The organism is Gemmatimonadaceae bacterium (assembly GCA_035606695.1).
In the GTDB taxonomy this organism is placed as follows: Bacteria; Gemmatimonadota; Gemmatimonadetes; order Gemmatimonadales; family Gemmatimonadaceae; genus JAQBQB01.
Map to the genome: position 1 here is coordinate 68,472 of DATNEW010000026.1, position 25,970 is coordinate 94,441.

The 25,970-nt window shown below is 65.5% G+C and carries 26 protein-coding genes; 17 read left to right on the forward strand and 9 right to left on the reverse strand.

Translation table 11 applies throughout. From position 1 onward, the window contains the following. Positions 1 to 23: 23 nt before the first annotated feature. Together VN706_11400 and VN706_11405 are read left to right on the forward strand one after the other, a co-directional pair. The gene (locus VN706_11400; GenBank protein HXT16228.1) at positions 24 to 1,832 is read left to right on the forward strand and encodes a DUF6259 domain-containing protein; all 1,809 of its coding nucleotides are present in this window, start codon (positions 24 to 26) and stop codon (positions 1,830 to 1,832) included. Between the two features lie 95 nt (positions 1,833 to 1,927). Next, a complete protein-coding gene (locus tag VN706_11405; protein ID HXT16229.1) occupies positions 1,928 to 4,414 on the forward strand; it encodes a beta-L-arabinofuranosidase domain-containing protein in 2,487 nt (828 codons plus the stop codon). Positions 4,415 to 4,456: 42 nt separating this feature from the next. On the opposite strand, the gene VN706_11410 is transcribed toward VN706_11405, so the two are convergent. Beyond that, a complete protein-coding gene (locus VN706_11410) occupies positions 4,457 to 4,747 on the reverse strand; it encodes a hypothetical protein (GenBank protein ID HXT16230.1) in 291 nt (96 codons plus the stop codon). A gap of 106 nt (positions 4,748 to 4,853) precedes the next feature. On the opposite strand from VN706_11410, the gene VN706_11415 reads away from it, so the two are divergent. Further along, positions 4,854 to 5,453, forward strand: coding sequence for a TMEM175 family protein (locus VN706_11415; GenBank protein ID HXT16231.1), 600 nt, complete (start codon positions 4,854 to 4,856; stop codon positions 5,451 to 5,453). A gap of 32 nt (positions 5,454 to 5,485) precedes the next feature. Here VN706_11415 and VN706_11420 read toward each other — a convergent pair whose 3' ends face one another. After that, positions 5,486 to 5,797: a hypothetical protein gene (locus VN706_11420; GenBank protein HXT16232.1), complete on the reverse strand. Its 312-nt coding sequence runs from the start codon at positions 5,795 to 5,797 to the stop codon at positions 5,486 to 5,488. Positions 5,798 to 5,927: 130 nt separating this feature from the next. Between VN706_11420 and VN706_11425 the strand changes: the two genes are divergently transcribed. Then, positions 5,928 to 6,281, forward strand: a complete 354-nt coding sequence (locus VN706_11425; protein ID HXT16233.1) for a hypothetical protein — start codon at positions 5,928 to 5,930, stop codon at positions 6,279 to 6,281. Between the two features lie 101 nt (positions 6,282 to 6,382). After that, positions 6,383 to 6,643 carry a hypothetical protein gene (locus VN706_11430; protein HXT16234.1) on the forward strand — a complete coding sequence of 87 codons (261 nt, stop codon included), beginning with the start codon at positions 6,383 to 6,385 and terminating at the stop codon, positions 6,641 to 6,643. Here VN706_11430 and VN706_11435 read toward each other — a convergent pair. Then, a complete protein-coding gene (locus VN706_11435; protein ID HXT16235.1) occupies positions 6,612 to 7,283 on the reverse strand; it encodes a YidC/Oxa1 family membrane protein insertase in 672 nt (223 codons plus the stop codon). The genes VN706_11430 and VN706_11435 overlap by 32 nt on opposite strands. A gap of 150 nt (positions 7,284 to 7,433) precedes the next feature. On the opposite strand from VN706_11435, the gene VN706_11440 reads away from it, so the two are divergent. The 4 genes from VN706_11440 (at position 7,434) to VN706_11455 (ending at position 11,471) form a co-directional block, all read left to right on the forward strand. Then, positions 7,434 to 7,841, forward strand: coding sequence for a YciI family protein (locus VN706_11440; GenBank protein ID HXT16236.1), 408 nt, complete (start codon positions 7,434 to 7,436; stop codon positions 7,839 to 7,841). 226 nt (positions 7,842 to 8,067) lie between these two features. Next, the gene (locus VN706_11445) at positions 8,068 to 9,705 is read left to right on the forward strand and encodes a Do family serine endopeptidase (protein ID HXT16237.1); all 1,638 of its coding nucleotides are present in this window, start codon (positions 8,068 to 8,070) and stop codon (positions 9,703 to 9,705) included. A 294-nt stretch (positions 9,706 to 9,999) separates the two neighbouring features. After that, entirely contained in the window at positions 10,000 to 10,995 is a 996-nt protein-coding gene (locus VN706_11450) for a dienelactone hydrolase family protein (GenBank protein HXT16238.1), read from the forward strand. 8 nt (positions 10,996 to 11,003) lie between these two features. Continuing rightward, positions 11,004 to 11,471 (forward strand): DinB family protein, encoded by a 468-nt coding sequence (locus VN706_11455; GenBank protein HXT16239.1) that lies wholly within the window; start codon positions 11,004 to 11,006, stop codon positions 11,469 to 11,471. Positions 11,472 to 11,548: 77 nt separating this feature from the next. Here the strand turns inward: VN706_11455 and VN706_11460 are convergent, their stop codons facing one another. The 4 genes from VN706_11460 to VN706_11475 form a co-directional block, all read right to left on the reverse strand. After that, the gene (locus tag VN706_11460; protein ID HXT16240.1) at positions 11,549 to 12,529 is read right to left on the reverse strand and encodes a carboxypeptidase-like regulatory domain-containing protein; all 981 of its coding nucleotides are present in this window, start codon (positions 12,527 to 12,529) and stop codon (positions 11,549 to 11,551) included. Positions 12,530 to 12,542: 13 nt separating this feature from the next. After that, positions 12,543 to 13,748: an FAD-binding oxidoreductase gene (locus VN706_11465; protein ID HXT16241.1), complete on the reverse strand. Its 1,206-nt coding sequence runs from the start codon at positions 13,746 to 13,748 to the stop codon at positions 12,543 to 12,545. 1 nt (position 13,749) lies between these two features. After that, the gene (locus VN706_11470; protein ID HXT16242.1) at positions 13,750 to 15,444 is read right to left on the reverse strand and encodes a serine/threonine-protein kinase; all 1,695 of its coding nucleotides are present in this window, start codon (positions 15,442 to 15,444) and stop codon (positions 13,750 to 13,752) included. Positions 15,445 to 15,522: 78 nt separating this feature from the next. After that, entirely contained in the window at positions 15,523 to 16,467 is a 945-nt protein-coding gene (locus tag VN706_11475; protein ID HXT16243.1) for a branched-chain amino acid transaminase, read from the reverse strand. 136 nt (positions 16,468 to 16,603) lie between these two features. Between VN706_11475 and VN706_11480 the strand changes: the two genes are divergently transcribed. Beyond that, complete coding sequence (locus tag VN706_11480; protein ID HXT16244.1) at positions 16,604 to 18,817, forward strand: fused MFS/spermidine synthase; 2,214 nt, start codon at positions 16,604 to 16,606, stop codon at positions 18,815 to 18,817. 115 nt (positions 18,818 to 18,932) lie between these two features. Here the strand turns inward: VN706_11480 and ftcD are convergent, their stop codons facing one another. Next, positions 18,933 to 20,459: a glutamate formimidoyltransferase gene (ftcD, locus tag VN706_11485; GenBank protein ID HXT16245.1), complete on the reverse strand. Its 1,527-nt coding sequence runs from the start codon at positions 20,457 to 20,459 to the stop codon at positions 18,933 to 18,935. 223 nt (positions 20,460 to 20,682) lie between these two features. After that, entirely contained in the window at positions 20,683 to 21,495 is an 813-nt protein-coding gene (locus tag VN706_11490) for an inositol monophosphatase family protein (protein ID HXT16246.1), read from the reverse strand. On the opposite strand from VN706_11490, the gene trpS reads away from it, so the two are divergent. The 7 genes from trpS to VN706_11525 all read left to right on the forward strand — a co-directional run bounded on the left by trpS (position 21,489) and on the right by VN706_11525 (position 25,968). Next, positions 21,489 to 22,517 carry a tryptophan--tRNA ligase gene (gene trpS, locus VN706_11495; protein HXT16247.1) on the forward strand — a complete coding sequence of 343 codons (1,029 nt, stop codon included), beginning with the start codon at positions 21,489 to 21,491 and terminating at the stop codon, positions 22,515 to 22,517. The two genes, VN706_11490 and trpS, sit on opposite strands and share 7 nt — an antisense overlap. Positions 22,518 to 22,541: 24 nt before the next feature. After that, positions 22,542 to 22,904 (forward strand): hypothetical protein, encoded by a 363-nt coding sequence (locus VN706_11500; GenBank protein HXT16248.1) that lies wholly within the window; start codon positions 22,542 to 22,544, stop codon positions 22,902 to 22,904. A gap of 25 nt (positions 22,905 to 22,929) precedes the next feature. Continuing rightward, a complete protein-coding gene (locus tag VN706_11505) occupies positions 22,930 to 23,079 on the forward strand; it encodes a hypothetical protein (GenBank protein HXT16249.1) in 150 nt (49 codons plus the stop codon). After that, positions 23,080 to 23,586 carry a hypothetical protein gene (locus VN706_11510; protein HXT16250.1) on the forward strand — a complete coding sequence of 169 codons (507 nt, stop codon included), beginning with the start codon at positions 23,080 to 23,082 and terminating at the stop codon, positions 23,584 to 23,586. Between the two features lie 284 nt (positions 23,587 to 23,870). Further along, positions 23,871 to 24,131 carry a hypothetical protein gene (locus VN706_11515; protein ID HXT16251.1) on the forward strand — a complete coding sequence of 87 codons (261 nt, stop codon included), beginning with the start codon at positions 23,871 to 23,873 and terminating at the stop codon, positions 24,129 to 24,131. A gap of 116 nt (positions 24,132 to 24,247) precedes the next feature. After that, on the forward strand, positions 24,248 to 24,925 hold the full coding sequence (locus VN706_11520) for an MgtC/SapB family protein (protein HXT16252.1): 678 nt from the start codon (positions 24,248 to 24,250) through the stop codon (positions 24,923 to 24,925). Positions 24,926 to 24,930: 5 nt separating this feature from the next. Continuing rightward, positions 24,931 to 25,968 (forward strand): D-2-hydroxyacid dehydrogenase, encoded by a 1,038-nt coding sequence (locus VN706_11525; GenBank protein ID HXT16253.1) that lies wholly within the window; start codon positions 24,931 to 24,933, stop codon positions 25,966 to 25,968. The last annotated feature ends 2 nt before the right edge of the window (positions 25,969 to 25,970 follow it).

A 25,970-nucleotide genomic window follows, 5' to 3' on the forward strand; every position in this document is an offset into this window, starting at 1 on the left:
CGTCACGCGTGTTCTAATACCTCATGCCCGACTCGTTCTCCCGCCGCGATTGGCTCAAGACCCTCGGCGCCGCCGGTGTCGGCGGCGCGATGATCCCGGCCCTCTCGCTCGATGCCGTCGCGTCGACACCGCTGCCCTCCGCACGGCAGCCGATCACGCAGTACGCCCCCGGCGACATCGTGGAGCTGTACTCGACGAGCGACGTGTTCATTCCGCCGCGCGGCCGCTCGTTCATGAAATTCAGCTTCGACTTTCCGGAGCCGGCGGTCGTCTTCGGAGATCATCGCTTTAGCTTTCTGGTATTCACGGATGAGAATACCTACGCGCTCGACCGCACGCGGATGACGGCGCGCGGCGACGCGAACGCGCTCGAGCTGACCTGCGACGGCTTTACCTGGGCCGGCGGCCAGGGGCACGCATCGGGGACGCTCACCGCGAGGTTCACGAAGACCGGTGACACCATCGAGTGGCACGTCAGCGCGGAGATGCAGCACCCGATCAAGACGGTCACCACCGTCATTCGCGACGTGCCGCGCGGCCTCGTCTCGCTCGGCGGCGGCCAACTCACCGATACGCGCGACGGCGACATCCTCGGCGGCTATACGTTCGGCGCGGGTGACCTGCACAACTTCGGCGTCACGAGCATGACGACGCCTATCGCGATCGTACAGAAAAATGATGGTGATTTTCTGTACTTCACGACGCTCGACACCCGCATGCGCCCGAAGCGCTACTACTTTCAGGCGGGCGAGCACGCGTTCCGCGTCGAGGCGATTTACGAGCACGACGCATGGCGCAACGACCACCGCGTCGACGTGCCAGGATGGCGCCTTGGCCACGCGACGACGTTCGAGGGCGCGATGCAGCCGCACATGACGCATGTCGAGCAGGCGTTCGCGCTGCCGTCGTGGGACACGCGACCGGACGTGCCGGACTGGATGCGCAACCTCGCGCTCGTCACGACGCTCCACGGCATGCACTACACGGGCTTCATCTTCAACGACTACGCCCACCAGGTCGAGATCCTGCGCTGGATGGCGACGCAGATTCCCGCCAATCGCGTGCTCGTGTTCCTGTCGTCGTGGGACGGGCGCTACTACTGGGACTATCCGAACTACACCGTGCCCGCGCGCATGGGCGGCGAGCGCGGCTTTCACACGCTCATCTCCGAAGCGCGGAAGCTCGGCTTCAGAATGATGCCGATGTTCGGCACGAATGCGGCGAATCGAAAGCAGCCGGTGTGGCCGAAGATCGAAGCCGGCGCGACGTACAAGATCGACGGCGACCTGTACAATCTGAATTGGGTCGACTGGAACAACGATCGCCACCAGGACGGCTGGCTCACCTACATGAACCTCGGCGCCGACGCGTGGCGCAACTGGCTCGAGGGACGCATTTCCGACGTGATCGATCGGTACGGGGTGGATGCGTACTTTCTCGACATCGTCGGCGGTCACGTCAACAGCACGACCGGCGACATGCACGAAGGCACGAAGCGCCTGGTCACCGATCTGCGCGCGAAGTATCCGAAGGTGGCGTGCGTCGGTGAAATGCCGTACGATGCGTTGTACGAGTTCATTCCGATGTACCACGCCGGCGGCGGCGCACGCTGGCAGAAGTACGCGCGCTTTTTCTCGCATTTGAGCGCGCCGGCGCCGGGAAGAGGGTCGAGCGGTGTTCACGAGTCCGGCTTCGGTCGGTTCAACACCGAGACGTTGGGTCTTTCGCCGAATGCGATCCCGACGCTGCAGGTGGTGGACGACACGTTCACGAAGTATCGGGATACGATGGCGGCGATTATTTCGCGCGCGAAGGCGAGAGCTGGAATCTGATCGGATCTGGTCGGACTTGGTCTGATGTTGTCGTGGTTCTTGTAACAACGACCAGATCTGACAAGATCTGACCAGATCGGGAAATCGGAGTTTCTATGACGAAGAGACGGGACTTCTTGAAGGCGTCCGCTGCGACTGCCGCCGGCGCGATGGTTGGATCACGCGGATCCGGTCTTCCAGTCGCGAACGCCGAGACGGCGACTCCGACAACCGCCGATCGTCTCCGCGCCCACCGCGTCCCGCTCGACAAAGTCCGCCTCACCGGCGGTCCACTCAAACAAGCGCAGGACTCCGCCGCCGCGTATCTGTTGTCGCTCGATCCCGACCGCATGATGGCCCTCTACCGCACGCGCGCGGGATTGACGCCGAAAGCGCAGCCGTACGCCGGCTGGGACGGACCCGGTCGCAATCTCACCGGACACATCGCCGGGCATCATCTCTCCGCCGTGAGCTTGATGTACGTCGCCACCGGCGACGCGCGCTTCAGGCAGCGCGCCGACTATCTCGTGCGCGAGCTCGACACCGTGCAGCGCAAGAATGGCGACGGGTACTTGAGCGCGCTCGAAGGCGGTCGCGAGGCGTTTGCGGCACTCTCGCGCGGCGAGATCAAGTCGGCGGCGTTCGACTTGAACGGACTCTGGTCGCCGTGGTACACGCTGCACAAAACGTTCGCCGGCCTGCGCGACGCCTACCGCTACACCGGCAACAAGACCGCGCTGGGCGTCGAGACCAAATTCGCCGGCTGGGCCGACCGCGTGCTCGCACCGCTCGACCAGGCGCAGCTCGCGCGCATGCTCAACACCGAGCATGGCGGCATGAATGAAGTGTTGGCCGATCTCTACGTCGACACGCGCGACCAGCGGTGGCTGACGCTCTCGCGCAAATTCGAGCATCACGCATTCACGGACGCGCTCAAGCGCCACCAGGACAACCTGCCGGGCAAGCACGGCAACTGTCAGATCCCGAAGCTCATCGGCTCGGCCGCACGCTACGAATACGTGGGCGACGGGAGCGATCTCGTGGCGGCGTCGTTCTTCTGGGATCGCGTGGCGCAGCATCACAGCTACGCGACCGGCGGCCACGGGCTCGCCGAGTATTTCGGCTATCCCGATGAGTTGAGTCATCGCGTGGACGGGCGTACCTGCGAGTCGTGCAATGTTTACAATATGCTCAAGCTCACCCGGCGCCTCTTCTCGTTCCGGCCCGATCCGCTCTACGCCGATTTCCACGAGCGCGCGCTGTTCAATCATGCGCTCGCCTCGTTCGATCCGGCGGGCGTGCGCATGTCGTACATGGTGCCCGTGGGCCGCGCGGTGCAGCAGGAGTACCAGGACATGCAGAAGGATTTCACCTGCTGCGTGGGCACGGGGATGGAGAACCACGCGCTGCACGGCGACGGCATCTACTACGAATCGCCCGCGGACGGCACCGTGTGGGTGAACCTCTTCGCGCCGTCGACCGCCGAGTTGCGCTCGGGCGTGCACCTCGCGATGGAGTCGACGTTTCCCGACGGCGACAAGGCCAAGCTCACGATGAGCGTGCCGCGGCCGTCGCGCACGTTCGCGCTCATGGTGCGGCGTCCGGGTTGGGCGGGCGACGCATTCGCGATCTCGGTGAACGGTCAGGCGGTGACGGTGCCGACGCTCGCGAGCGAGCGTGTCGGCGGCGCGGGCGGCCGCGATCTCGGCTTCGATGATCCCGCGCCGAGCTCGTACGTCGAGCTGCGTCGCGAGTGGAAAACGGGCGACGTCGTCGAGATCGCGCTGCCGAAAACGGTGCGCCTCGAACCAACGCCGGACGATCGCACGATCTCCGCGATCATGTGGGGCCCGCTGGTGCTGGCGGCCGATCTTGGCCCGCGTCGCGACGGGCGCGGCGCGCCGAACGGGACGAACGCCGTCGTCGCACCGGTGCTCGTTGCCGATCAACCGGTGACCGCGTGGGTGTCGCCGTCGGGCGCGCGCGCCGGTGATTTCCACACCGCCGCCATCGGACATACCATCGCGCAGCCCAACACGGCTCCGACCGAAGTGAGCTTGACGCCGTTCTATCGCACGCACGGCCGCACGTACAGCGTGTACTTCGATACGCTGTCACAGGCGCAGTTCGACGCACGCGTGGCGTCACATGTCGCGGAAGCCGATCAGCAGCATGCGATCGAGGCGGCGACGATCGCGTACGTGCAGCCCGGCGACACGGCGGCGGAGTCGAAGTACAACTACAGGAGCGACCCGGCGGAGCGGCCGGCGGCGCGGATTGGCCGTAACACGTCGCGCGGCGGGACCGGGTGGTTCTCGTTCGATTTGCCGACGGATGCCGCCGCCGGCGATGCGACGCTCATCCTGACCTACTTCAACGACCTGGGTTTGCCGGTATTAGCAAACTTTAATATCATTGTCGACGGGACGACGGTTGGGCGCTACATGCCCGATCACTCGGCCGGCGGATTCTGGAGCGCGTCGTACGCGGTGCCGGCGTCGCTCATGGCGGGAAAGAAGAGCGTGACGGTCACCGCGCAAGCCGCGCCCGGTGCGCGCATCGCGCCCATTTTCGGAATTCGGCTGGTGCGCGGGAAATCCTGAACCTGGGTCATCCTTTCGCTTCGCTCAGGATGACGAGCGGCGCTACGTCAGCTCCAGTCCCGCCGTATCGGGATTGTCGCGATGGATGCGCGGGCCGCGGCGACGGTCGACGATCTCGCTGCCCGCGAGCAGCATGCGCAGCGCATCGACCGAGAACTCGACCCATTCGGGCGGGTAGGGCGCGAGCCGTCGCCGTTCCACGCCGCCGTCAAACACGAGCCACCCGTTCCGGAATTCCGCCGGCAGGAAGTCGGGCCGTCCGAGGGCGAGCGCATCGCGCGACACCTCGTAGACCTGCCACTGTGCTCCAGTTTCGTCGTCGAAGAGGCGCATCGGGCTCTGGTCGAGAATGCTCCAACCGGCTGCAAGTTCCGCTCCCTGATTGTGACGCGGATTACATGTTCCGGTTGGGACCGCTGGGCGCTAAGGTCCGGACACCATGAGCCCCTCCCGCCTCGAAGCATTCAGCGACGGCGTCATCGCCATCATCATCACGATCATGGTGCTCGAGCTGCGCGCGCCGCACGGCACCTCGTTCGCCGATCTCGCGCCGCTGCTTCCGATCTTCCTGAGCTACGTGCTCAGCTTCGTTTATCTGGGGATTTACTGGAGCAATCACCACCACATGCTGCACGTCACGCATCGGGTCGACGGCGGCATTCTGTGGGCGAATCTCCACCTGCTGTTCTGGCTGTCGCTCGTGCCGTTCGTCACGAGCTGGATGGGCGAGAACGGCGCGAAGCCGGTCCCGACGGCGACGTATGGCGTGGTGCTGCTCATGGCCGGCATCGGCTACTACATCCTGCAGATCGCGATTCTCAGGCGCGAAGGTCCGGACTCGGTGCTCGCGAAGGCGCTGGGCCCCGACGTGAAGGGCAAGCTCTCGCCAATTCTCTACATCCTGGCGATTCCGGCGGCGTTCGTGCGCCCCTGGATTTCCTGGGGGCTGTTCATCACCGTGGCGCTGATGTGGCTCGTGCCGGATTCGCGGATCGAACGCGCGGTCGAACGTGCTCCCGCCGCACCGCTCGAGAGTTAATCGTAGTATAATTATAGTACTATAATTAGCATTTATTGATTGATGTCGCTGCCCGGCGCGATCCGCGGCGGCTCGCCCGGCGCCAGCGGGCGCGACGCGTCGCGCTCGGCCATGACCTTCGTCACGAACCGCTGACCTTCGCTGATCCGCTCGACCTCCACCGCGATCGAGTCGATCGCCTGCTCGAGCCGCTCCATGCGCGACTCCACCGCGCGCAGCTCGGGACTTCCGGGCTTGCCGAGCGTCGTCATCTTCTCCTTGTGCCGGAAATAGGAGATCAACGACAGCGTCCCACCGATGGTCAGGAAGACGATGGGCACGATGATGATTTCTGGCTCGATCATGGGCTCGCGTCGGTGAGAGCGAAGGCGGGGCTGCTCTCAGTACGGTAGCTGAACGCGCGAGTTTCCTCCATCCTTGTTGACACCCCCACGCTGAATCGTCCGTAGACAGTAGATCCCAGCCGGAGATGTCATGATTTTCGCCGTCCTTTGGACCGCCGTCGTCGCCATGATCCTCGGCGCCATCATGGGCCGCGCCTACGAGCGCAACGCGTGGCAGCAGCGGCTGCTCGACCGTACCGGCTTGCTTCCCGACGCGCCCAAGCGCTTGTCCGATGCCGTGCGCGACGTGCGCACGACGGCGAACTCCGCGCCGCAGGATCTCGCGCAGGCCGTGGACGCCATCGCGCTGGAAGTCGAGCGAATTGGCGAGGGCCAACGCTTCCTCACAAAACTGCTCGCCGAGCGCGACGCGCGGATAACTCCGCGAGGCACGAACTCGCCGGCGCCGGGTAGCCTCCGTTCGCCGGTTCCGCCGGCGAGCTAACAGCGACGTCGAGTGCGTTGCGTCACGGTGTGCGATTTACCCGTTGACCGATCATTCAAGCGACTTAGTTTGCACGCTCCCTCGACACGCTGGGTTGCTCCATGTCACCGTTGTTTCCAGTTGCCGGCACGTCACCCTACGTGGTCACGACGGACGACGGCACCATGTTTCACTGTCAGCCGCACGAGATGAGCGGCGAGACGAGTGATGCTCACGGTGACGGCGACGACGGGCGCAGCGCGCGCTGGATCTTCATCGACACCAAGCGCGTCCCGCACGTGGGCCCGGTCTACGACGGTCAGGTCGCGCCGCAAACGCTGCAGCGATTGCTCACCGAGTGGTGGCGACAGGCACGCTGTTGACCTTCGTGGGGCCGCTGACCGGATCGCGCGAGACGATCCAATTCTGTACGAGCGACACCAGCGACCCCGCGCCCATCGATATCGCGAACGCGCTCGACGCGGACCACAGGAACATCAACGTCAGCCCGCCCGACAGAATCCACACCACGCTCGGCGTCGGGCGTCCGGGTACACCCGGCGTGGTGGCGACGATCGCGATGCTGAGGCTCGTCACGAGCCCGGTCAGCAGCAGATCGGGACGCGCGAGATCGCCAATCCAGAAAAATCGCACGCCCGCGCCAAGCCCGCGTCGGACCGCCGTGTACATGGCGCCGAGCAGCGGCGCTTGCACGAGCAGCGAGAGGGCACTCCGAGGCGTCACGAGCTGAATGCCATGTGCGCGATGCAACGCGCTGGTCTCGGCCATCATGCGCGCAGGGTCCTTCTCGTAGCGATTGCGAATCGCCGCAAGCTCGGGCTCGAGCGCGGCGAGCTTGATTTGTTTCGCTCGCACCTCACGCGCCAGGCGCAGCGTCAACGGCAGCAGCGCGACGCGAACCGCCGCGGAGACCAACAGAATGCCGGCGCCCAGGCTGCCGCCGCAGAGGTGCGCGACGGTAAACATCGCGACGCGAACGACGGTGACGACACTGTCCCACATGGTGAGTCCTCGCTGATTTGGCGCCGATGAGCCACTACGGAGAGCGCGGAGGGGAAGTGTCACTCTCCGGCCGCAATCGGCGGCTCATTAGCGCCTCGCCCGCACCGGCCTCATATTCCACCGATCGCCGACTCTCACCGGAGCCCTTCCATGAAGTACATGCTCCTGATCTACAACGACGAAAAAGTCATCGGGTCGCTGCAGGCCGAGGGCAAGTTCGACTCGCTCATGCGCGACTGCTTCGATCATGTCGACGTCCTCGCGCGCCAGGGCAAATTCCTCGACGCGCAGCAGCTCGACCTCGCGTCCACCGCCAAGTCGGTGCGCGTGCGCGGCGGCAAGGTCACCGCGCTCGACGGCCCGTTCGCGGAGACCAAGGAAGTCCTCGGCGGCTTCAACATCATCGAAGCCGACAGTATGGAGGAGGCGATCGAGATCGCGTCGCACTTTCCGTGGGCGCAGACCGGGACGGTGGAAGTGCGGCCGATTCGCGACATCAATACGGTGCGCGAGAACGTGCACACCGGCCAGGCGGCCTGGGCGAAGCAAGGCGCGTAGCGTCGTTCGACCGAGGCCAGCCGCTCGTGAATTGAAGCGTACTGACGCGTAGCTGACGGCTTCTCGAGCGGCAACCTTCTGCGGTCGCGGAGTGACGAACGGAAGTGATGGCACGCGCGCGGCACTCGCGTGGCACTCGCGTGTATCACAAACGTGGCTTCGCCGGCGGAGCATCTCGCCGGCCCTCATTCCAAGACATCGCGAACATCGCAGGAGAGCAGCTCTCATGAATCCCATCAAGCGCCATCGGTGGGGCAAACGCTCCGCCGCTGCCGTTACCGCCGCCGCGGCCATTGTCGCCGTCGCGGCCGCCGAAGCACCTGGCGTACTGCACGCCTTTCCCGCAGCGACCAGCATCGACAGTACGCTCGCCAAGCGCCCCGTCGTCGCGCCGAACTCGTCCGTTGCAAAGCTCGATGAGCTGAGTGACGCGTTCGCCACGATCGCCGCCCGCATCAAGCCGAGCGTCGTGTATATCACCGCGCGTGAGGCCGCCGAGCCGGTCGCAAATCGCCAGCGTGGCCGCGGACAACGCCAGCAGGCGCCGAATCTCGATCAGCTTCCGCCCGAGTTCCGCCAGTTCTTCAAGGATATGCCCGGCATGGGCAGTGGTCCGCAGAGTGACGATCCGGCTCCGCGTGGCGGCGGCATCGCGTCGGGCTCGGGCTTCATCGTCTCGACCGACGGCTACATCCTCACCAACAACCACGTCGTCGACGGCGCGAGCGAAGTGCGCGTGCGCCTTCTCGATCGCCGCGAGTTCAAAGCGAAGGTCGTCGGCCGCGATCCGAACACCGACGTCGCCGTGATCAAGATCGACGCGAACAACCTTGTCGCCGCGCCGCTGGGTGACAGCGATGCCTCGCGCGTCGGCGAATGGGTGCTTGCCGTCGGCAACCCGCTCGGCGAAAACCTCACGTTCACCGTGACGCAGGGGATCATCAGCGCGAAGGGCCGTTCGCTTCAGCTGCCCGGCCAGTCGCAGCAGAGCATTCAGGATTTCATTCAGACCGATGCGGCCATCAACCCGGGCAACTCGGGTGGTCCGCTCGTGAATACGCGCGGCGAAGTGATCGGCATCAACAGCGCGATCGAGAGCCCCACGGGCTACAACGCCGGCTATGGTTTCGCCGTGCCGATGAACATCGCGCGCTCGGTGATGAATCAGATCATCAAGTCCGGTCACGTCGAGCGTGCGGCGTTGGGCATCCAGGTTCGTGACGCAAGTGTCGACGACGCGGCGTATGCCGGACTGAAGGAAACGCGCGGCGTGCTCGTCGAGGATTTCGGCGATGCAACGTCGCCCGCGGCGAAGGCCGGCATCCAGGCTGGTGACGTGATCCTGAGTGTCGACGGCAAGCGCGTCGACTATGTCGCGCAGCTTCAGGAAGCGATCGCGTTCCGGAAGCCGGGCGACGTGGTCTCGGTGCAGGTCGCGCGGAAGGGCGGACAGCTCGTGACGGTGCGCGTTCCGTTGCAGCGTGTCGGCGGCGCGGATGTGAAGACGTCGAACGACGACATGTCGAAGCCCGACGACTCGAAGGGTTTGGCGATGCGCTCGCTCGGCGCGCATGTGATGGCGCTGGACGTGAACACGGAGCGTCAGCTCAAGCTCCCGTCTGACATCAAGGGTGTCGTGGTGACGGGCGTCGATGACGGCACACCGGCCGCGAGCCATCTCGTGGGACCGGACGAAGGCGGCCCGGACATCATCATGTCGGTGGAAGGCACGCCGGTGACGACGCCCGAGCAGCTTCGCGCGGCGTTGTCGAAGGTGAAGTCCGGAGACATCGTGAGTCTGCGCGTGTACAATGCGCCGGCGAAGACCAAGCGGATCGAGCGGGTGAGACTGGGTAGCGAGTAAGCAGGACCGTTCGCCGAGAGATCTTCAAAAAAGGTCGATTACCACGGACGACGGCGGACGAATTCGGAACGGCACGGAGAAGGCGTTACGAGTAACGGCGGTTGACTGCCGTTTCCGCCTTCTCCGTGCCGTTCCGCATTTGTCCGCCGTCTGTCCGTGGTGAGCTTCTTTTTTTTGACTCGCCTGGTAGAGTGGCTTCCTGACGGAACCGGACACCATCTCCCCCGGATTATCGGGAGGTTCTATACTCCAGCCCTAGCGGCCAGACCTCTCGAACCTCCCGGAGCTCCGTTCATGTCCGTTTTTCGCTCTCTCCTCGGTGCGTGCGCGATCGCCTGCGCCCTCACGGCGTGTCATCGCTCGTCGTACTCAGCGGATGATCACAGTGCCCACGCGGCGGGCGACATGGCGATGTCGTCGACGCCGACCGCGGGGCAGGGCATCGCCGGCTTGCCGCCGAGTAATAATTCCGCGCCCGCGCGGCTCGCGAACTCACCGCGACATGGCGAGTGGGTGAAGATCGCGTGGGAGCCAGGCTCCAAAGATTCGCTGATGGCGTGGATCGTCTACCCGATGACGAACCGCGCGCATTCGCCCGTTGTGGTGGTCGTGCACGAGATTTTCGGGTTATCGACGTGGGTGCGCGGCGTAGCCGATCAGGTTGCGGCGGAAGGATTCATCGCGATCGCGCCGGATCTCGAGTCGCGCGTGCGTGGCGGCCCGAGCACCGAAGAGCTTCCGCGCGACTCGGCGACCAAGCTCATTCAGGGTGTGAACATCGCGGAACGTAACCGCGGCATCATCGCCTCGGCACGCTATGCGATGATGCAGCCGTCGGCGGCGCCGAAGTACGCGGTGATCGGCTTCTGCTGGGGCGGACAGACCGTGTGGGGGCACGCGGTGCAGGGGGGCACGAATGGGTTCGTGGGCGGCGTCGCGTACTACGGCGCCTTCCCGTTCATGAACGGCGGCCAGATCGCGGCGGATTCGATGGCGAAGATCAAGGTGCCGGTGATGCTGCTCTCGGGGTCGCTCGACTCGCGCATCACGGCGTCGATGCCGGCGATCGATTCGATCATGAAGGCGCAGGGCCATTGGTATTTCGGCAAGAACTACGAGGGCGCGTCACACGGCTTCGCGCGCTCGCAGAATGACGTGCGCAACCTGCCGCCGAACCCGACACAGCAGCAGATCGACGCGGCGAAGAATGGTCCGATCGCCGACCTCGCCGCGATCAAGGATGCATGGCCGCGGACGGTAGAGTTCTTGAAGAAGAATCTGGGTATCTGAGAACTATAATGACGGCCTGGCGTGAGATCGTCGCGTCCTCGCTCGACTGGGAGCAGGCTCACGCCAGCCTCGATCACGCCATCGAGGGTCTCCCGGCCGAGCTGCGCGGCCGGCGGCCGGACCACTTCCCGCACTCGGCGTGGGAGCTGCTCGATCACATCCGCCGCACGCAGCACGATCTCCTCGAGTTCATGACGAACGCGAATTACGAGGAGCCAAAGTGGCCGGACGACTACTGGCCCTCGTCACCGGCGCCGGAGGACGGCGCCGCGTGGCAGAAGGCGATCGACGACATCCATCGCGAGCGGAAGGCGATCGCCGCGTTCGCCACGGACGAGTCGCACGATCTGACGCAGAAGATCCCGCATGGGAACGGGCAGACCTATCTACGAACGATCATCGTCGCGGTGGATCATGCGGCGTATCATGTGGGACAGATCGTTGCGGTGCGGCGGTTGCTGGGGGTGTGGAAGTAGCGAGGCTCGTAACGCACATGGCGTCGCTGTCTCGAGCAACCAGACGTTGTCATCCCGAGCGATGACACGCTGTCGCGCTAGTGGTCCCGCAGCCATACCACGGCCGTAGACGTGCGGCGCGAATTCGCACACCCGCGATCGCGCAGCGTATCGCTCCAATCAGAACCCGGCGGATAAAACTCGACTGACTCCACGTCGTCCACCTCGAATGCCTCGAGCGGCAGCGCGGTCGACCGATCGCCGTTGATGACGACACACTGCGCTCTCACGGGACACCGACTCCCCGAGCGCATCTCCGCGCTCGTTCCGCAGAGCGCGTACGCGAGCACACGATTGCCATTCTTCTCCAACTCATCGTGCGTGACCACCGATGCGCGCCCGGTCTTGAACGCAATCCGCGTCGACGTCTGCGCGAACGCCGTCTGCATTCGCCCGAACCCGCTCGCGGTCTCGTTCGCCTTGCTCAGCGGAGTGAGAATGATCTCCGCTTCGTCGCCTTCATCCGGCGCCAGAGCCACGCTCGTTTGCGCGAATGCATAACCCTCCTTGCGCGCGATCACGAGAAACGTCCCGGAGTGCTGCGTCGGCAGCGTGAACTCACCCGCTGAATCCGTGACAACGGGTTTGGCGCTCGTTCCAAGCAGCTGCACCTGCGCTGCCGGAATCGGCACGCCCCACGGCGTGCGCACCGTGCCCCACACGCCGGTGCGCTTGGCGACTACGCGAAACGTCGCGATCGATTGCGCGAGCGGGGTCAGCACGATCACCACGTCGACGTGCGCCGAGTCGCGGAACATGACCTCCTTATCCTTGGGCTCGTATCCCAGGCGGCGAACGTGAACGACGACGTCGCGCGGCCTGGACGTGGAGATCGCGAACGCCCCCGCATCGTTCGTCGTCACGACCGTTGAATCGCCCGCGACAGACACCTCCGCGCGCGAAACGGCGTGGCCGGCGGAATCCCGGACGGTGCCGTGAATCTGCACCGGCGTCTGTGCGCCGAGGATGGCGGGGAGGATCGCGGGGTAGATCGCGGCCAGCGCGAGCGCCGCCGCCATCCGTATGAGCTTGCTAAACGACGTTGTATTCCCCAGCGCTCGCATCTGCCGTCACCTCGCCGTTGCCGTCGCGGATGAATCGCCCGTACCGCAGCGGGTCCACGTCGATCGTCGTCGCGCGACCGTCGAGAATCTCTTCGGCCATGAGCAATCCCGCCGCCGGTCCATGCATCAGGCCGTGTCCGCTGAAACCTGCGCACACGTACAGCCCACGACCATTGGACAACCGCCCCAGAATCGGCTGGTCATCGGGCGTCACCTCGTACAACCCCGCCCATTCCGCCGAGATCTCCGCGTCGGCCAGCATCGGCATGCGCGCCATGGCGTTTTCCAGATGCACCAGCCGCCACGCATCGTCCACCCGGGTGTCATACCCGGGCAGCTCGTCACGGTTCGACATGCCGGTGAGCAGGCCCGCGCCCTCGCGATGAAAATACAGCGCGCGCGAAAAGTCGATGATGAACGGAAAGTCCGCGCGCAGGTTCGCGATCGGCGCCGTCACCGCGATCTGCCGGCGAATCGGTTGAATGGGCAGCGGCACGCCGACCATCGTGCCGATCGCGGCCGACCACGCACCGGCCGCGATCACGACGGTCGGCGCCTCGTACCTGCGGCCGTCGCTCGTGCTCACACACCATACGTCGTTGCCGACATCGTCAATCGCGATCACCTCGGCGCCCGTTTTCAACAGGGCGCCGAGCCGGCGAGCGTTCGATACGAATCCCTGGAGGAGCCCGTTCGGATCGACCAACCCGTCGCGCGGACACCACGAGCCGCCGATGACGCCGCTCAGCTCGATCTCCGGCGCCAGCCGCGCGATCTCGCCGACGTCGACGATGCAACTTGGCACGTCATGAGCATTCTGTAACGCGACGTTTCGCCGGAATTGCGCGAGATCGCCCTCGTCGTCGAGCAGGAACAGGTAGCCGCAGCGCTTGAGACCGAGCGGCTGGTCCATCTCGTCGGCGAAGCGCTCCATCATCGCGATGCTCAGCTTCGACAGCTCGATGTTCACCGCCGTCGCGAACTGATAGCGAATGCCGCCGGCGTTGAGCCCGGTCGAGCCCATGCCGAACAGCTCGGACGACTCGAGCACGACGACGTTCGTGCATCCACGCTTCGCGAGGTGATACGCCGTGCTCGCGCCCATGACGCCGCCGCCGACGATCACGACGTCGGCCGTCGCCGATGCTCCGGTCGCTGATGCTCCGGTCGCCATCCTACGGATCGCGGATGCTGCCGCGCACTTTCGCGACGATCGTCTCGGTCAGCTCGGTCACTTGGCGTTCGCTCGCGCGGTAGAAGCGCTTGAGCAGCACGCGCCCGAATCCCCACACCCCGAGGGTGACGCCGACCCCAAGGAACGCGCAGATCGCGTCGATGTTTTGATGCGAGATCACCGCCCAGGATGGGCCGGGCAGGTACATCAGCGCGTCGAGCGCTGCGCCCACGGCCGGTCCCGCGACCGCGCCGAGCAACGCCGTGACGCCAAGCGTTCGCCGCGTCAGACGGCGCGTCCCCTGCGTAACACGAACGGTGGAGACGCCGTCGAGCGGAATGATCGAAACCTGCGTGCTCTTCGACCGCCAGTAGATCTCGCGCGTCTTCGCGGGTGCCGAGCCCATCTCGCCGATTGCTTCCCGCACCGTGTTGAGCACGCGATCGAAGTCGCGCGCGGCAAGCTCGCCTTGCACGACGCCTTCGCGAACGATGCGCGCGGGAATCCCCGTCGCCCACGACTGAGGCAGCCGGGGCGCGGCGATCGCGGGCACACCGGCCAAGCCATGTTCCACCAGCGCATGATCGACATACTGCGTGTCGATACCGGCGACGTTCGCCGCGCCGCGAATCTCGTCGATGCGAAAGCCGGAGGTGCGCGCGCGATCCTTCGATGCGTCGCGCGCTCGTGGAATGGCGTCGGGACGCGGTTGAATTCCGGTGAGTGCCTGGAGCTCCGCGGCACGCTGCCATACCGCGTGCGCCTCGGTGTCCGAGATCAATCGCGGACGCGGTGATGGAAGGTTCGACGAATCCGATTGTGCGATCGCGCTGTCGACCGCCGCCAGCAGCTCCTCGGCGCTCGCGAACCGGTCGGCGGCTTTTTTCGCCAGCAGACGATCGACGATGGCCGCCAGCGCGGCGGGCACCGCGGGATTGATCGACGCGACCGGCGGCGCCGGTTTCGTGACGTGCGCCACGAGCACCGCCGACGCGATGTCGGAATCGAATGGAAAGCGGCCGGTCAACGCGAAGAATCCAACGATGCCCAAGGAGTAGAGGTCGCTGCGCGCGTCGATTGGTTCGCCGGAGACCTGTTCCGGGCTGACGTAGTACACGGTGCCCAGCAGTTGGCCCGTCGCCGTGAGCGGCTGCGCATCGGCCAGCCGTGCGATGCCGAAGTCGGTGACCAGCGCGCGTCCCGTCGCGCGATCGATGAGAATGTTCTCGGCCTTGATGTCGCGATGCACGATGCCGCGCGCATGCGCATGCGAGAGCGCCGCCGCGACGTCGTGCAGGTACGTCGCCACGAGGCGCGGCGGAAGCTGGCCCTGCGCGCGCACGTGCGCGGCGAGTGACTCGCCGTCGACATATCCCATGACGAAGAAAACATGGGTGCCGACTTCGTCCGCGCCGTGAATGGGCACGATGTTCGGATGCGCCATGGCGCCGGCCGTGCGCGTCTCGCGGAGAAACCGTTCGCGCACCACCGGGTCGGCGGCGAGCTGCGGCAGCAAGGTTTTGATCGCCACGAGGCGATCGAGCCGCTTGTCGCGCGCCAGGTAGACGAGTCCCATGCCGCCCTGGCCGATCAGTTTCTTGACCGCATAGTGCGAGGCGATCGCCTCGGCGAACGGCCGCGACACGTCGTCGAGCGTGCGCGGGTCGGGGGTGGGGACCAGCTCGAGAACTGTCATGATTCTTTAATTATCATTCTATAATTGAGCGATGATGGCGGGGCGACAAGTCAACAACGACGGCCGCGCCGGGAAGTTTCATTTCGTGAGCTCGAGCACCGGGGCGGCGGTGCTCAACCAGCGGCGGTACTGCGGCAGCCGTCCGTGGACCGCGTCGTAGAAGACGCGCTGAATGCGCTGCGTCATCGGACCGGGCTGGCCGTCGCCGACCGCGCGGCCGTCGACCTCGCGAATGGGCGTGACCTCGACCGCGGTGCCGCAGAAGAATGCCTCGTCGGCGGTCTGGACGTCGGCGAGGGGCATCGGGCGGATCACGATCGGCAGATTGAGATCGCGCGCGATCTGCAACACCGTATCGCGCGTGATGCCGGGCAGGATCGATTCCCCGATGTCGTTGGTGATGAGCGTGCCGTCGCGCACGATGAACAGGTTCGCGCCCGAGCCCTCCGAGATATCGCCCTTGGCGTTGAAGAGCAGTGCATCGTCGTAGCCGCGGCGAATGGCCTCCTGCACCGCGAGCACCGAATTCGTGTAGTGGCCGCTTGCCTTGATGTGCGGCGGCAGCGTCGACGATTCGATGCGCTTGACCGTGGACACGGTAACGCGGACGCCTTGCTCCGGGCCGCCTTGCAGATACGCCCGCCCCGGCACCGCGATGATCGCCACACTCACCGGACAATCCTTGGGCCACACCGAGAAACTGTACGAATCGAAGAACGCGAGGGGACGGAAGTACGCGTTCTCGAGCCGGTTCGCGCGCAGCACGTCGAGCGCCGCGTCGCACAGTTCTTCGACCGAATACGGAATTTTCAATTCGTAGAAGCTCGCCGACGCGATCAAGCGCTTCATGTGCGCCTCGAGGCGGAAGATCGCCGGACCGTCCGGCGTGTCGTACGATCGCATGCCTTCGAAGACGCCGGTTCCGTATTGCAGCGCGTGCGCGCTCACATGCACGTTCGCTTCGGCCCATGGCAGCAGCTCGCCGTTCATCCAGATCGAGTCAGTCTTCGTGAAGGGAGCCATCGGCCAGCCTCGAGGGGAGTTTGAGGTGGGAGTATGTCCGCTGGGGGGCGACGCCTGCAAGTGGGCCGCGAGTCGCTGCGGGGCCCGGGCCGCGCACTCGGAATGACATGGCCGCGCGTAAGTCGTCCTTTCGAGGATGACCGTCCTCTTCATCGCCGCGATTTTTCTCAACTCCGCGCTGCTCTTTTGGCTCGAGCCGCTCTTCGGCAAGACGGTGCTGCCGCTGCTCGGCGGCACACCCGCCGTGTGGAACGCGTGCATTCTCTTTTATCAAACCGCGCTGCTCGCGGGATACGCGTGGGCCCACGCGGCCGACAAGATCGGCATTCGCCGGCACGCGTTGATGCATCTCGCGTTGGCTCTCGCCGCGCTTGCGTTCATGCCGTTCGCGGTCGCGCGCTCGCTCTTGCCGCCGCCGAGCGATCGTCCGCTGGGTTGGCTGTTGATGGTGTTGGTGTCGTCGGTCGGGCTGCCGTTCGTCGTCGTCGCGGCGAATGGGCCGCTATTGCAACGCTGGTATAGCCGCAGCGGGGCGAAAGGCGCGCGCGATCCCTACTTCCTCTACGCGGCGAGCAATCTCGGCAGCTTTGCGTCACTGCTGCTCTTTCCGGTCGTGCTCGAGCCGAATCTCACGCTCTCGCAGCAGGGGCGCGGGTGGCGCGTCGTCTACGTCATCACGTTGCTATTCGCGGGTGCGGCCGCGCTGGTGCTTCGTCGCATGCCGGCGCGCCTCGCGCCTGATCCGACGCCCGCCGCGAACGATATCATTCCGATCAGACGAAAGCTCTACTGGGTCTCGCTCTCGGCCATTCCGTCGAGTCTCATGCTCGGCGTGACGACGTACATCGCGGCGGAAGTGGCGTCCATTCCGCTCGTGTGGATCGTTCCGCTCGCGCTGTATCTCGCGACGCTCGTCGCCGCGTACGGAGCGACCGACAAGCTCCGGCGCGCGCTCGACGGCGTGTTCGCGCGCGAGCTGTCGGCGCGCGCCGCCATCGCGACGATCGGCACACTCGCTCTCTTCGCCGTTCCATGCGCGATCGTCTATGTCGAGTGGGGGGCGCGCGGCGCGGTGGTCGTCGCGCATCTCATGCTGTTCACGATCGCGGCGCTCATCTGCCACGTGCAGCTCGCGGCCGATCGCCCGTCCGCGGCGCATCTCACGAACTACTATCTCTGGTCGGCGGCCGGCGGCGCGCTTGGCGGCGCATTCAACACGCTGATTGGTCCGGCGCTGTTCACGAGCGTTCTCGAATACCCGATCGCGCTCACCGCGGTACTCACCGTGTTGCCCGCGCGCGGAAGCAAGCGGCCGAGTGCGGCGTGGTCGGATGTGGCATGGGCGGTCGTCATCGGCGTTGCAACGACCGCGATCGCCCTCGTGCTTCGCTGGTCGCACGCCGAGCTTCCATTCTCGCCGCGCCTGCTGCTTGGCGTGCCGGCGCTCGCATGCCTTGGATTCTCGGGGCGACCGCTGCGCTTCGGCGGGGGACTCGTCGCGGTCGTGCTCGCGAGCGCGGCGTTTCCTTCGGAGATCGGCAATGTGCAGTACGCGAGCCGAAATTTCTTCGGCGTGCACCGTGTATTGCTCGACGAGCGCCACGGATTTCGCTGGTTGACGCATGGCGTCACCATTCACGGCGGCGAGCGGCTGCGCGATTCGTTGTCGCCCAAGCCGTTGACCTATTACACGCCCGTCGGCCCCGTGGGCGACATCTTCCGCGCGTACGGCATGAGCCGTCCGAACATGCGCATCGGCGTCATCGGGCTCGGCGCGGGTGCGATGCTTTTCTATGGGCGCCGCGATCAGGACTGGACGTTCTACGAGATCGATCCAGGCGTCACCGAGATTGCCGAGAATCCGCGGTATTTCGGATTTCTTGCTCGATCGCGCTCGAAGTATCGTGTCGTGGCCGGCGATGCACGGCTCTCGATGCAGACGGAAACCGGTGCGCCGTACGACATGCTCGTGCTCGACGCATTTTCATCCGACGCCATTCCGACGCATCTCCTCACGCGTGAAGCGCTGCGATTGTATCTGTCGCGTCTCGCGCCCGGCGGCCTGCTCGTGATGCACATCTCGAATCGATTCTTCGATCTGAGCCCGGTGGTGGCGCGATTGGCGAGCGACGCGAGGCTGGCCGGCGCCATTCGCGTGGATGGATTACCGGACGATCTCGAGGACACGGGAGTCTTCGGCTCGCGCTGGGCGGTACTCGCGCGCGATCCTTCGCAGCTCGCGCCGCTCGCCGCGCTCGGGTGGCAGCCATTGGTGTCCGGCGGCCGGCTTCGTGTCTGGACGGACGACTATTCGAGCGTGCTGCCGCTGCTTCGGCGGGGGGCGCCGTGAGGCGTGAGCTCATGTCATCCCGAGCGGAGGCGCGCAGCGCCGCAGTCGAGGGACTCTCGTCCCGACGGAGGAGCCGGATGCAGCGCTCCGCTCAGCAAGGGGTCCTTCGCTTCGCTCAGGATGACAGCTGCGCCTCGACCGCTCCCGTGGCCTGCTCGACGAACCGCTTCGTCTGCGCCAGCAGCTGATTCGCTTCCTGCACCAGCCCCGCGCCGCGCGACTTGTCGTCTAATGAGTGAACGTTAATTCTAATATTATAAACAGCGCCCCGGCATGCCGCATCGGCGAGCAGGGCCGCGACGCCGGCGTCCGAGACGGCATTCGTGTTGCCTTTGGTCGCGCACGTCGCCGCCAGCTCCGCGACCGCCGCGCACGCACGCGCCGTCTCGAGCGGCACTTCCGCGGCGCCGAGGAGCGCGTCGGTGATCGCGGCCTGTCGCTTGTGCGCGGCGTCTTCCGGCTCCGACGGCAGCTTGTACGCCGCCGTCACCATGCCATACGCCTCGGCATCCTTGGCGACGAGCGCGGACAATGTGTTGACGAGTCGCGCCGCCTCGAGCCCGATCTCGCGCATCTCGGCGTCGACGGCCGCGTATTTCTTTCGGCCCATCGTGAGGCCCGCGACCATCTGCGCCAGCGCGGCGCCGAGCGCGCCGGCGTGCGCCGCAACGCTTCCGCCGCCTGGCGCCGGCACGGGCGACGCGACCGCGGCGACGAATCCCGTGAGCGACTCGCCACCTTGAACAGCCGAGCGCACCTTGTGCTCGAGCACCATCTCCGGCTTGAAGTCGCGCAGTTGAATGTGTCGCGCCGCCGTTTCGAACAGCGCACGTTCGGGCACGAGTCCGACGATCTCACTCCACGTCGGCGACACGCCCTGCGCCTCGGCCTCCATCTTCACCATGTCGTACGCGCGGTACAGCGGTGTCTTCTCGGTGTCGACGAGGTTCATCGACACCTGCGCCTGCCCGTCGACCTCGAGACCGAGGCCTTTCACGTAGCGCAGTCCGCCCGACGACCCGCGCACGGCCTTCGCGACATTCTTCGCGACGCCCAAGTTCGACGCTGGTCCCAGGTACACGTTGTACGCAACGAGGAATGGGCGCGCGCCGATCGCGACGGCACCGGCCGTTGCGTGAATCCTGCCCGGGCCAAAGTCCGGCTTCCGCGATGCGGCGCCGGCGTTCATCTCATCGCGAATGCCTTCGAACTCGCCGCGGCGTACGTCGGCGAGATTTTCGCGCGCTGGGCTCGACGCCGCGCGCTCGTAGAGGAAGACGGGAATCTCCAGATCGCGGCCAACGCGCTCACCCAGCGTGCGAGCGAGCACGATACAGTCTTCCATCGTCGAGCCTTCGAGCGGAATGAACGGCACGACGTCGGTGGCGCCCATGCGCGGATGTTCGCCCGTGTGATGCGTCAGATCGATGACGTCGCGCGCCTTCGCGATACCCGCGAACGCCGCGTCCACCGCGCGCTCGACCGGTACGACGAACGTGATGACGGTGCGATTGTGCGATTGGTCCGACGACACGTCGAGCACCGCCACGCCGTCGACGGCGGCGATAGCGTCGCGGATTTGGGCGACGATCTCAGGGCGACGGCCTTCGGAAAAATTCGGGACGCACTCGACGAGCTTCATTGTTCTCGGGGGATCGGGGAATCAGAAACTTAGCGAAACCTCGTGTCATCCTGAGGAACGCAGTGACGAAGGACCCCTTGCTCAGCGGAGCGCTGCGTACAGCTCCACCGTCGGGACGGGGGTCCTTCGACTCCGGCGCTGCGCGCCTCCGCTCAGGATGACGCGGAGGGGCGGCGCTGCGCGCCTCCGCTCAGGATGACGCGGCTCTTTCGCGATGCTGCCGCTACCGCACCGCCTCCAACAACCACTTGTGCATCGCCGGATTCCCGGCGACGAGCGACGTGTGATCGATCGGGATCGGCTCGCCCGTCATCGTCGTCACGACACCGCCCGCCTCGCGCACGATCAGCACGCCGGCGGCAATGTCCCACGGCGCGAGCTTCATTTCCCAGAAGCCTTCGAATCGCCCGCACGCCACGTCGGTGAGGTCGAGTGACGCGGCGCCCGGACGACGGATGCCCGACGTCTCACGCATGATCCTCGGCAACGTTCGCAAATACTCATCGAATGGCGCGCCGTGCTTGAACGGAAAGCCCGTCGCGATGAGCGAACGAATCGGCTCGTCGATCGTCGACACCGCGATCGGCTGGCCGTTGCGCCGCGCGCCGCCGCCGGTCGTCGCCGTGAACAACTCGCCGTTCGCCGCGTTGAGCACGGCCGCGGCCGCGAGCTCGCCGTCGATCAGCGCCGCGACCGACACGGCGTACCACGGAAAGCCGTGCAGAAAGTTCGTCGTGCCGTCGAGCGGATCCGCGACGAACAACAGCCCGCCACGATCCGCCACCGACGACGACATCTCTTCGGCGAGCAGCTTCGCGTCCGCATGCCGATCGCGCACCATGTTGCCGATCGCCTGCTCAGCCGCGCGATCGACGTCGCTCACGAAATCGCCCGGCGACTTCGTTTCCCACGTGAGTGTTGCGCGCTCGTCCGCCTTGGCGCGAATGATTTCCGCCGCCCGCGCCGCGGCCGCGACACACGTCGCCAGCAGCTGACGCGCCTCTGCTCGATTCGTATTAGTTTGCGCGGATGTCACGGATATTCAGTGGAATTCAGCCCACCGGCGAGCTGCACATCGGCAACTATCTGGGGGCCGTCAAGAATTGGGTCGCGCTGCAGCACGAGTACGATACGATCATCTGCATCGTCGACTATCACGCGATTACGATCGCCTACGACCCCGAGCTGCTGCGCCGGCGCCGCCACGACATGGCTGTCAGCTTGCTGGCTGCCGGAATCGATCCGAACGTATGCGCGCTGTTCGCGCAATCGCAGGTTCCGGAACATACCGAGCTCGCGTGGTTCTTCAACACCATCACGCCGCTCGGTGAGCTCGAGCGTCAGACGCAGTTCAAGGAAAAGTCCGCGTCGCAGGAAAGCGTGCTCGCCGGCATTTTGAATTATCCCGTGCTTCAGGCCGCGGACATTCTGTTGTATCGCGCCGACACCGTCCCCGTCGGTGAAGACCAGGTCCAGCATCTCGAGCTCTCGCGCGTGGTCGCGCGACGGTGGAACGCGGCGTTCGGCCGGCTCACCGGACGGAAGACGGAAGACGGCGCCGATGAGCGTGAAGAATTCTTTCCTGAACCCAAGGCGCTGCTCACGCCGACGCGCCGCATCATGGGGCTCGACGGCCAGTCGAAGATGTCCAAGTCCAAGGGCAACACGATCGGCATGCTCGAGACTTCGGAATCGATCTGGGCCAAGCTGCGGCCGGCGGTGACCGATCCCAAGCGCATCAAGAAAACCGATCCCGGAACGCCGGAGGTGTGCAACATCTATCACTTGCACAAGGCGTTCAGCCCGATCGCTACGGTCGAGCATGTCGCGGTTCAATGCAGCACGGCCGGGTGGGGCTGTATCGACTGCAAGAAAGTGTTGGCCGAGTCGATCGAACAGGAGCTCGTGCCGATTCGCGGCCGGGCCGCCGAATTGGCGGCTCGCCCCAGGCTCATCGACGACGCCCTCGCTGCCGGCGGCGAACGCTGCCGACGTCTGGCGCGCGAAACGATCGGCGTGGTCCGCGACCGCATGGGGTTCGACGGCGTTTCGCCGTGATCTTTCGCACGATTCGCACGCGGCATGAGCCGTGCATTTTACGCCCTCGGACTCACCAAGCGTGCTATGAAGTTTTCGATCGTCTCCGGCCTGAAGTTCCGCCAGCTGTTTCAGCGCGTGCAGCGCATTCAGCTCTTTCATCCGTTCCAGCGGATCGGCGAGCGCGTGCGCGCGTGGAGCGCGCGGCGGAAAGCCATCCAGCCGTTCACCGCGCCGTCGTATTTACACTTTCCGTTGCCGTACACCGCGTCGATTCATCGCGACGTTACGCCCAACGGCGTACGTGTGTACTGTCTCTGCGGGGAATGCGGCTCACGGCTCAGCGCGAGCGCGACGCTGTGCGAGGACTGCGCGCAGAAGCGCAGCCGGCCCGCTCGGCCCTATTGAGCTTCGCTGACGTGGCGGGCGTGGCGTGATCGCGACGCCGCCACCGCGATTCGCGCACCTCACCATCGGTTGGCTCGCGGTTGGTGTCGCGCTCGTCCTTCCGTGGATCTGGTTGATCGTGCTCGACCGGTTGTTGCGCCGGAGGCTTCGCTCGAACTCCACCCAGGCCCGCTGAATGTACGCCGGCCACGCCGCACTGGCGACCCTCGCCAAGGGACGCCGCCCACGAATTCCCATCGCGCTCCTCGTTCCGATCGCGTTCGCTCCGGATTGGATAGAGTGGATCGCCGATGCGTTGGGTCATCACAACCGTATGATCTCGCACTCGCTCGTCTCGGTGGCGATCGGCGCGACGACAGTGGGAGTGCTGTACTGGATCTTTACACACAGCGCCGCGGACGCGTTCGGCGTGTGGCTCACCTATGCGTCGCATTGGCCGGCGGATTTCATCACGGGCATCAAGCCGACGTGGCCGGGCGGTCCGATGGTCGGCCTCATGCTGTACGATCACCCGATGGGCGACGTCGTAGTCGAGTCCGTCTTGATCGTGCTGTGCTGGCTCTACTATCGCCGCTCGCTGCCCATTGAAGCGCGCCCGCGCGCGATTGCGTGGCTGATTCCATTCGGCTTGATCGGAATGCAGCTGGCGTTCGGCGCGATTTCGGATCCGAGTTTTCGGTAGTCTGCCATCCTGACCCTGAGCGTCCACTCGCTTGTCATCCTGACCCTGAACGTCCACTCGCTTGTCATCCTGACCCTGAACGTCCACTCCCTTGTCATCCTGACCCTGAGCGTAGCGAAGGGGAAGGACCCCTCGACGCCGAGGAGAGCGCACCGCGGCGAAAGGGGGCCTTCGCTCCGTCGGCGCTCAGGATGACAAATTGTTCGAGACCGATAGATTGCTCAGGTCGCCAACGCCGCACAGCTCTTGCAACGGCTGCTGTCGGACTCAACCCCGAGCGGACTATGGCGAACGACAAAGGCCCCAGTGGTCTCGTGACGCTGGTGTGTTTGACCTGTGGAAACGAGAAGTTCTACGATCAGGAAGTGCCGAACGCCGTGAAGTGCGACAAATGCGGCGGCACGGTGTTCCGCAACTTTGCCACCCCGACCGAGCCTGATGACGCGTCGATCGCGGCCCTCGACGAGCAAGCACGCAGTATCGCCTACGGTGACTCCTCGCCGGATACCGGTCCGGGAGACCTGCGCGACCTGGACGCTCGCTAGCGTCGCTCTCGCTCGCGGCGCGGCGCCGCGAAGACGGTCACGTCGTTCTCAGGCGGGAGGACGCCATCACGATCGCCTTTGCTGACGCCGGCGCCGCGCAGGGATTTCAACAATCGATGAGCGCGGTCGCCGAGGCCTTGAGCTTGAGCGTGCTCGCGAAGCTGCTCCTCGCCACGCTCCTCGGCGGCGCCATCGGCCTGGAGCGCGAGATCGCAGGGAAGGCCGCCGGCCTTCGTACCAATATTCTCATCTGCGTCGGCGCCGCGCTGTTCACCCAGATGTCGATGGACATCGCGACGAGCGGATTCTCTCCCGACCAACATCCCTTCGGCGACAACACCCGCATCGCCGCGCAGATCGTCTCCGGCATCGGATTCCTCGGCGCGGGCGCGATTCTCCACGGCGAAGGCGCCGTCGTCGGACTCACCACAGCCGCGACGATCTGGGTCGTCGCCGCGATCGGCATGGCCGTGGGCGGCGGTCACTACGTCGACGCGCTCGGGTCCACGGCCCTCATCATGGTCGTGCTCATCGGTTTGAGGCCGGTCGAGTCACGCCTGCTCGCGAAACGCCGCCGACTGCACGTGACGCTGCGCGTCAAACCCGGATGCGACTTCGCACCCTTCGAGCGAATGATTCAGGAAGCCGGCGTGCACGTCTATTCGCGCCGCACCTTCGAGCACGACAGCGACCGAACGTTCGAGATGGACCTGATCGGCGCGACCAAGCAGTTCGACGTGCTGGCGGACGTTCTACGCGCGAACAAGAGCGTCGTCAGCGTCACGACGGAATGACCGGAGTGGCGGAACGCATTCTCGTCGTCGACCTGGCCGCGAAGTCGAAGAATTGGGCACTCACGCCGGAAGGTGAGCGGCGCATTCGCGAGGCCACGCCACCGGGCTGGCGGGTCAACATCGTGCAGGCGCCCACGAGCTCCGACGGCGACGGACCGCCGCGGCCCAATGACGAGGTGATGGCCGCCGTCAGCGACGCCGAGATCTACTTCGGCTTCGGCATTCCGCGGCTGCTGTTTCTCGAGGCGAAAAAGCTGCGCTGGGTCCATTCCGCGGCGGCCGGCGTCGGCAGCGCGCTCTACGACGAGATGGTGAGCAGCGACGTTCTCTTCACCAACTCCGCCGGCATTCACGCCGTGCCGATCGCCGAGTACTGCGTGGCAGGCGTGCTGCACTTCCTGCGCGGGCTGGATTTCGCGCTCGATCAACAGCGGCGATCGGAATGGAACAAGGCTCCGTTCGTCGCGCTCGATTCCGTGTTGCGCGAAGTCGATACCGTTCGCGCCCTCATCGTCGGCGTCGGCGGGCTCGGCGGTGCGACCGGCGAACGCCTCGCCGCACTCGGCGCACATTGCACGGGAGTGCGCCGCCGCGTGGAGTTGGGACCGCCGCCAGGCTTCGAGCGCGTCATCTCGCTCGACGAATTCGAGGCCGAGCTGCCGAAGCACAACGTCGTCGTTCTCGCCGCGCCGCTCACCGAGGCGACGAAGGGTTTGTTGACGCGCGAACGATTGCAGCTCCTGTCCCCCGACACGATCGTCGTCAACGTCGCCCGCGGCGCGATGATCGATGAGGACGCTCTCGCCGAGCTCCTCGAGGCGGGCCGAATCCGCGGAGCGGTGCTGGACGTCTTTCGCGAGGAACCACTGGCGGCGACGAGCCCATTTTGGCACCTTCGACAGGTTCTTCTCACCCCGCACGTGTCGCCCGTATCGCCGGGCCGCTTCTGGCCACGCCAGCTCGATCTATTTATCGGTAACTGGCGCCGATACTTACGTGGTGAACGCTTGGAAAATCTCGTCGATAAGCGCGCGGGGTATTGAGC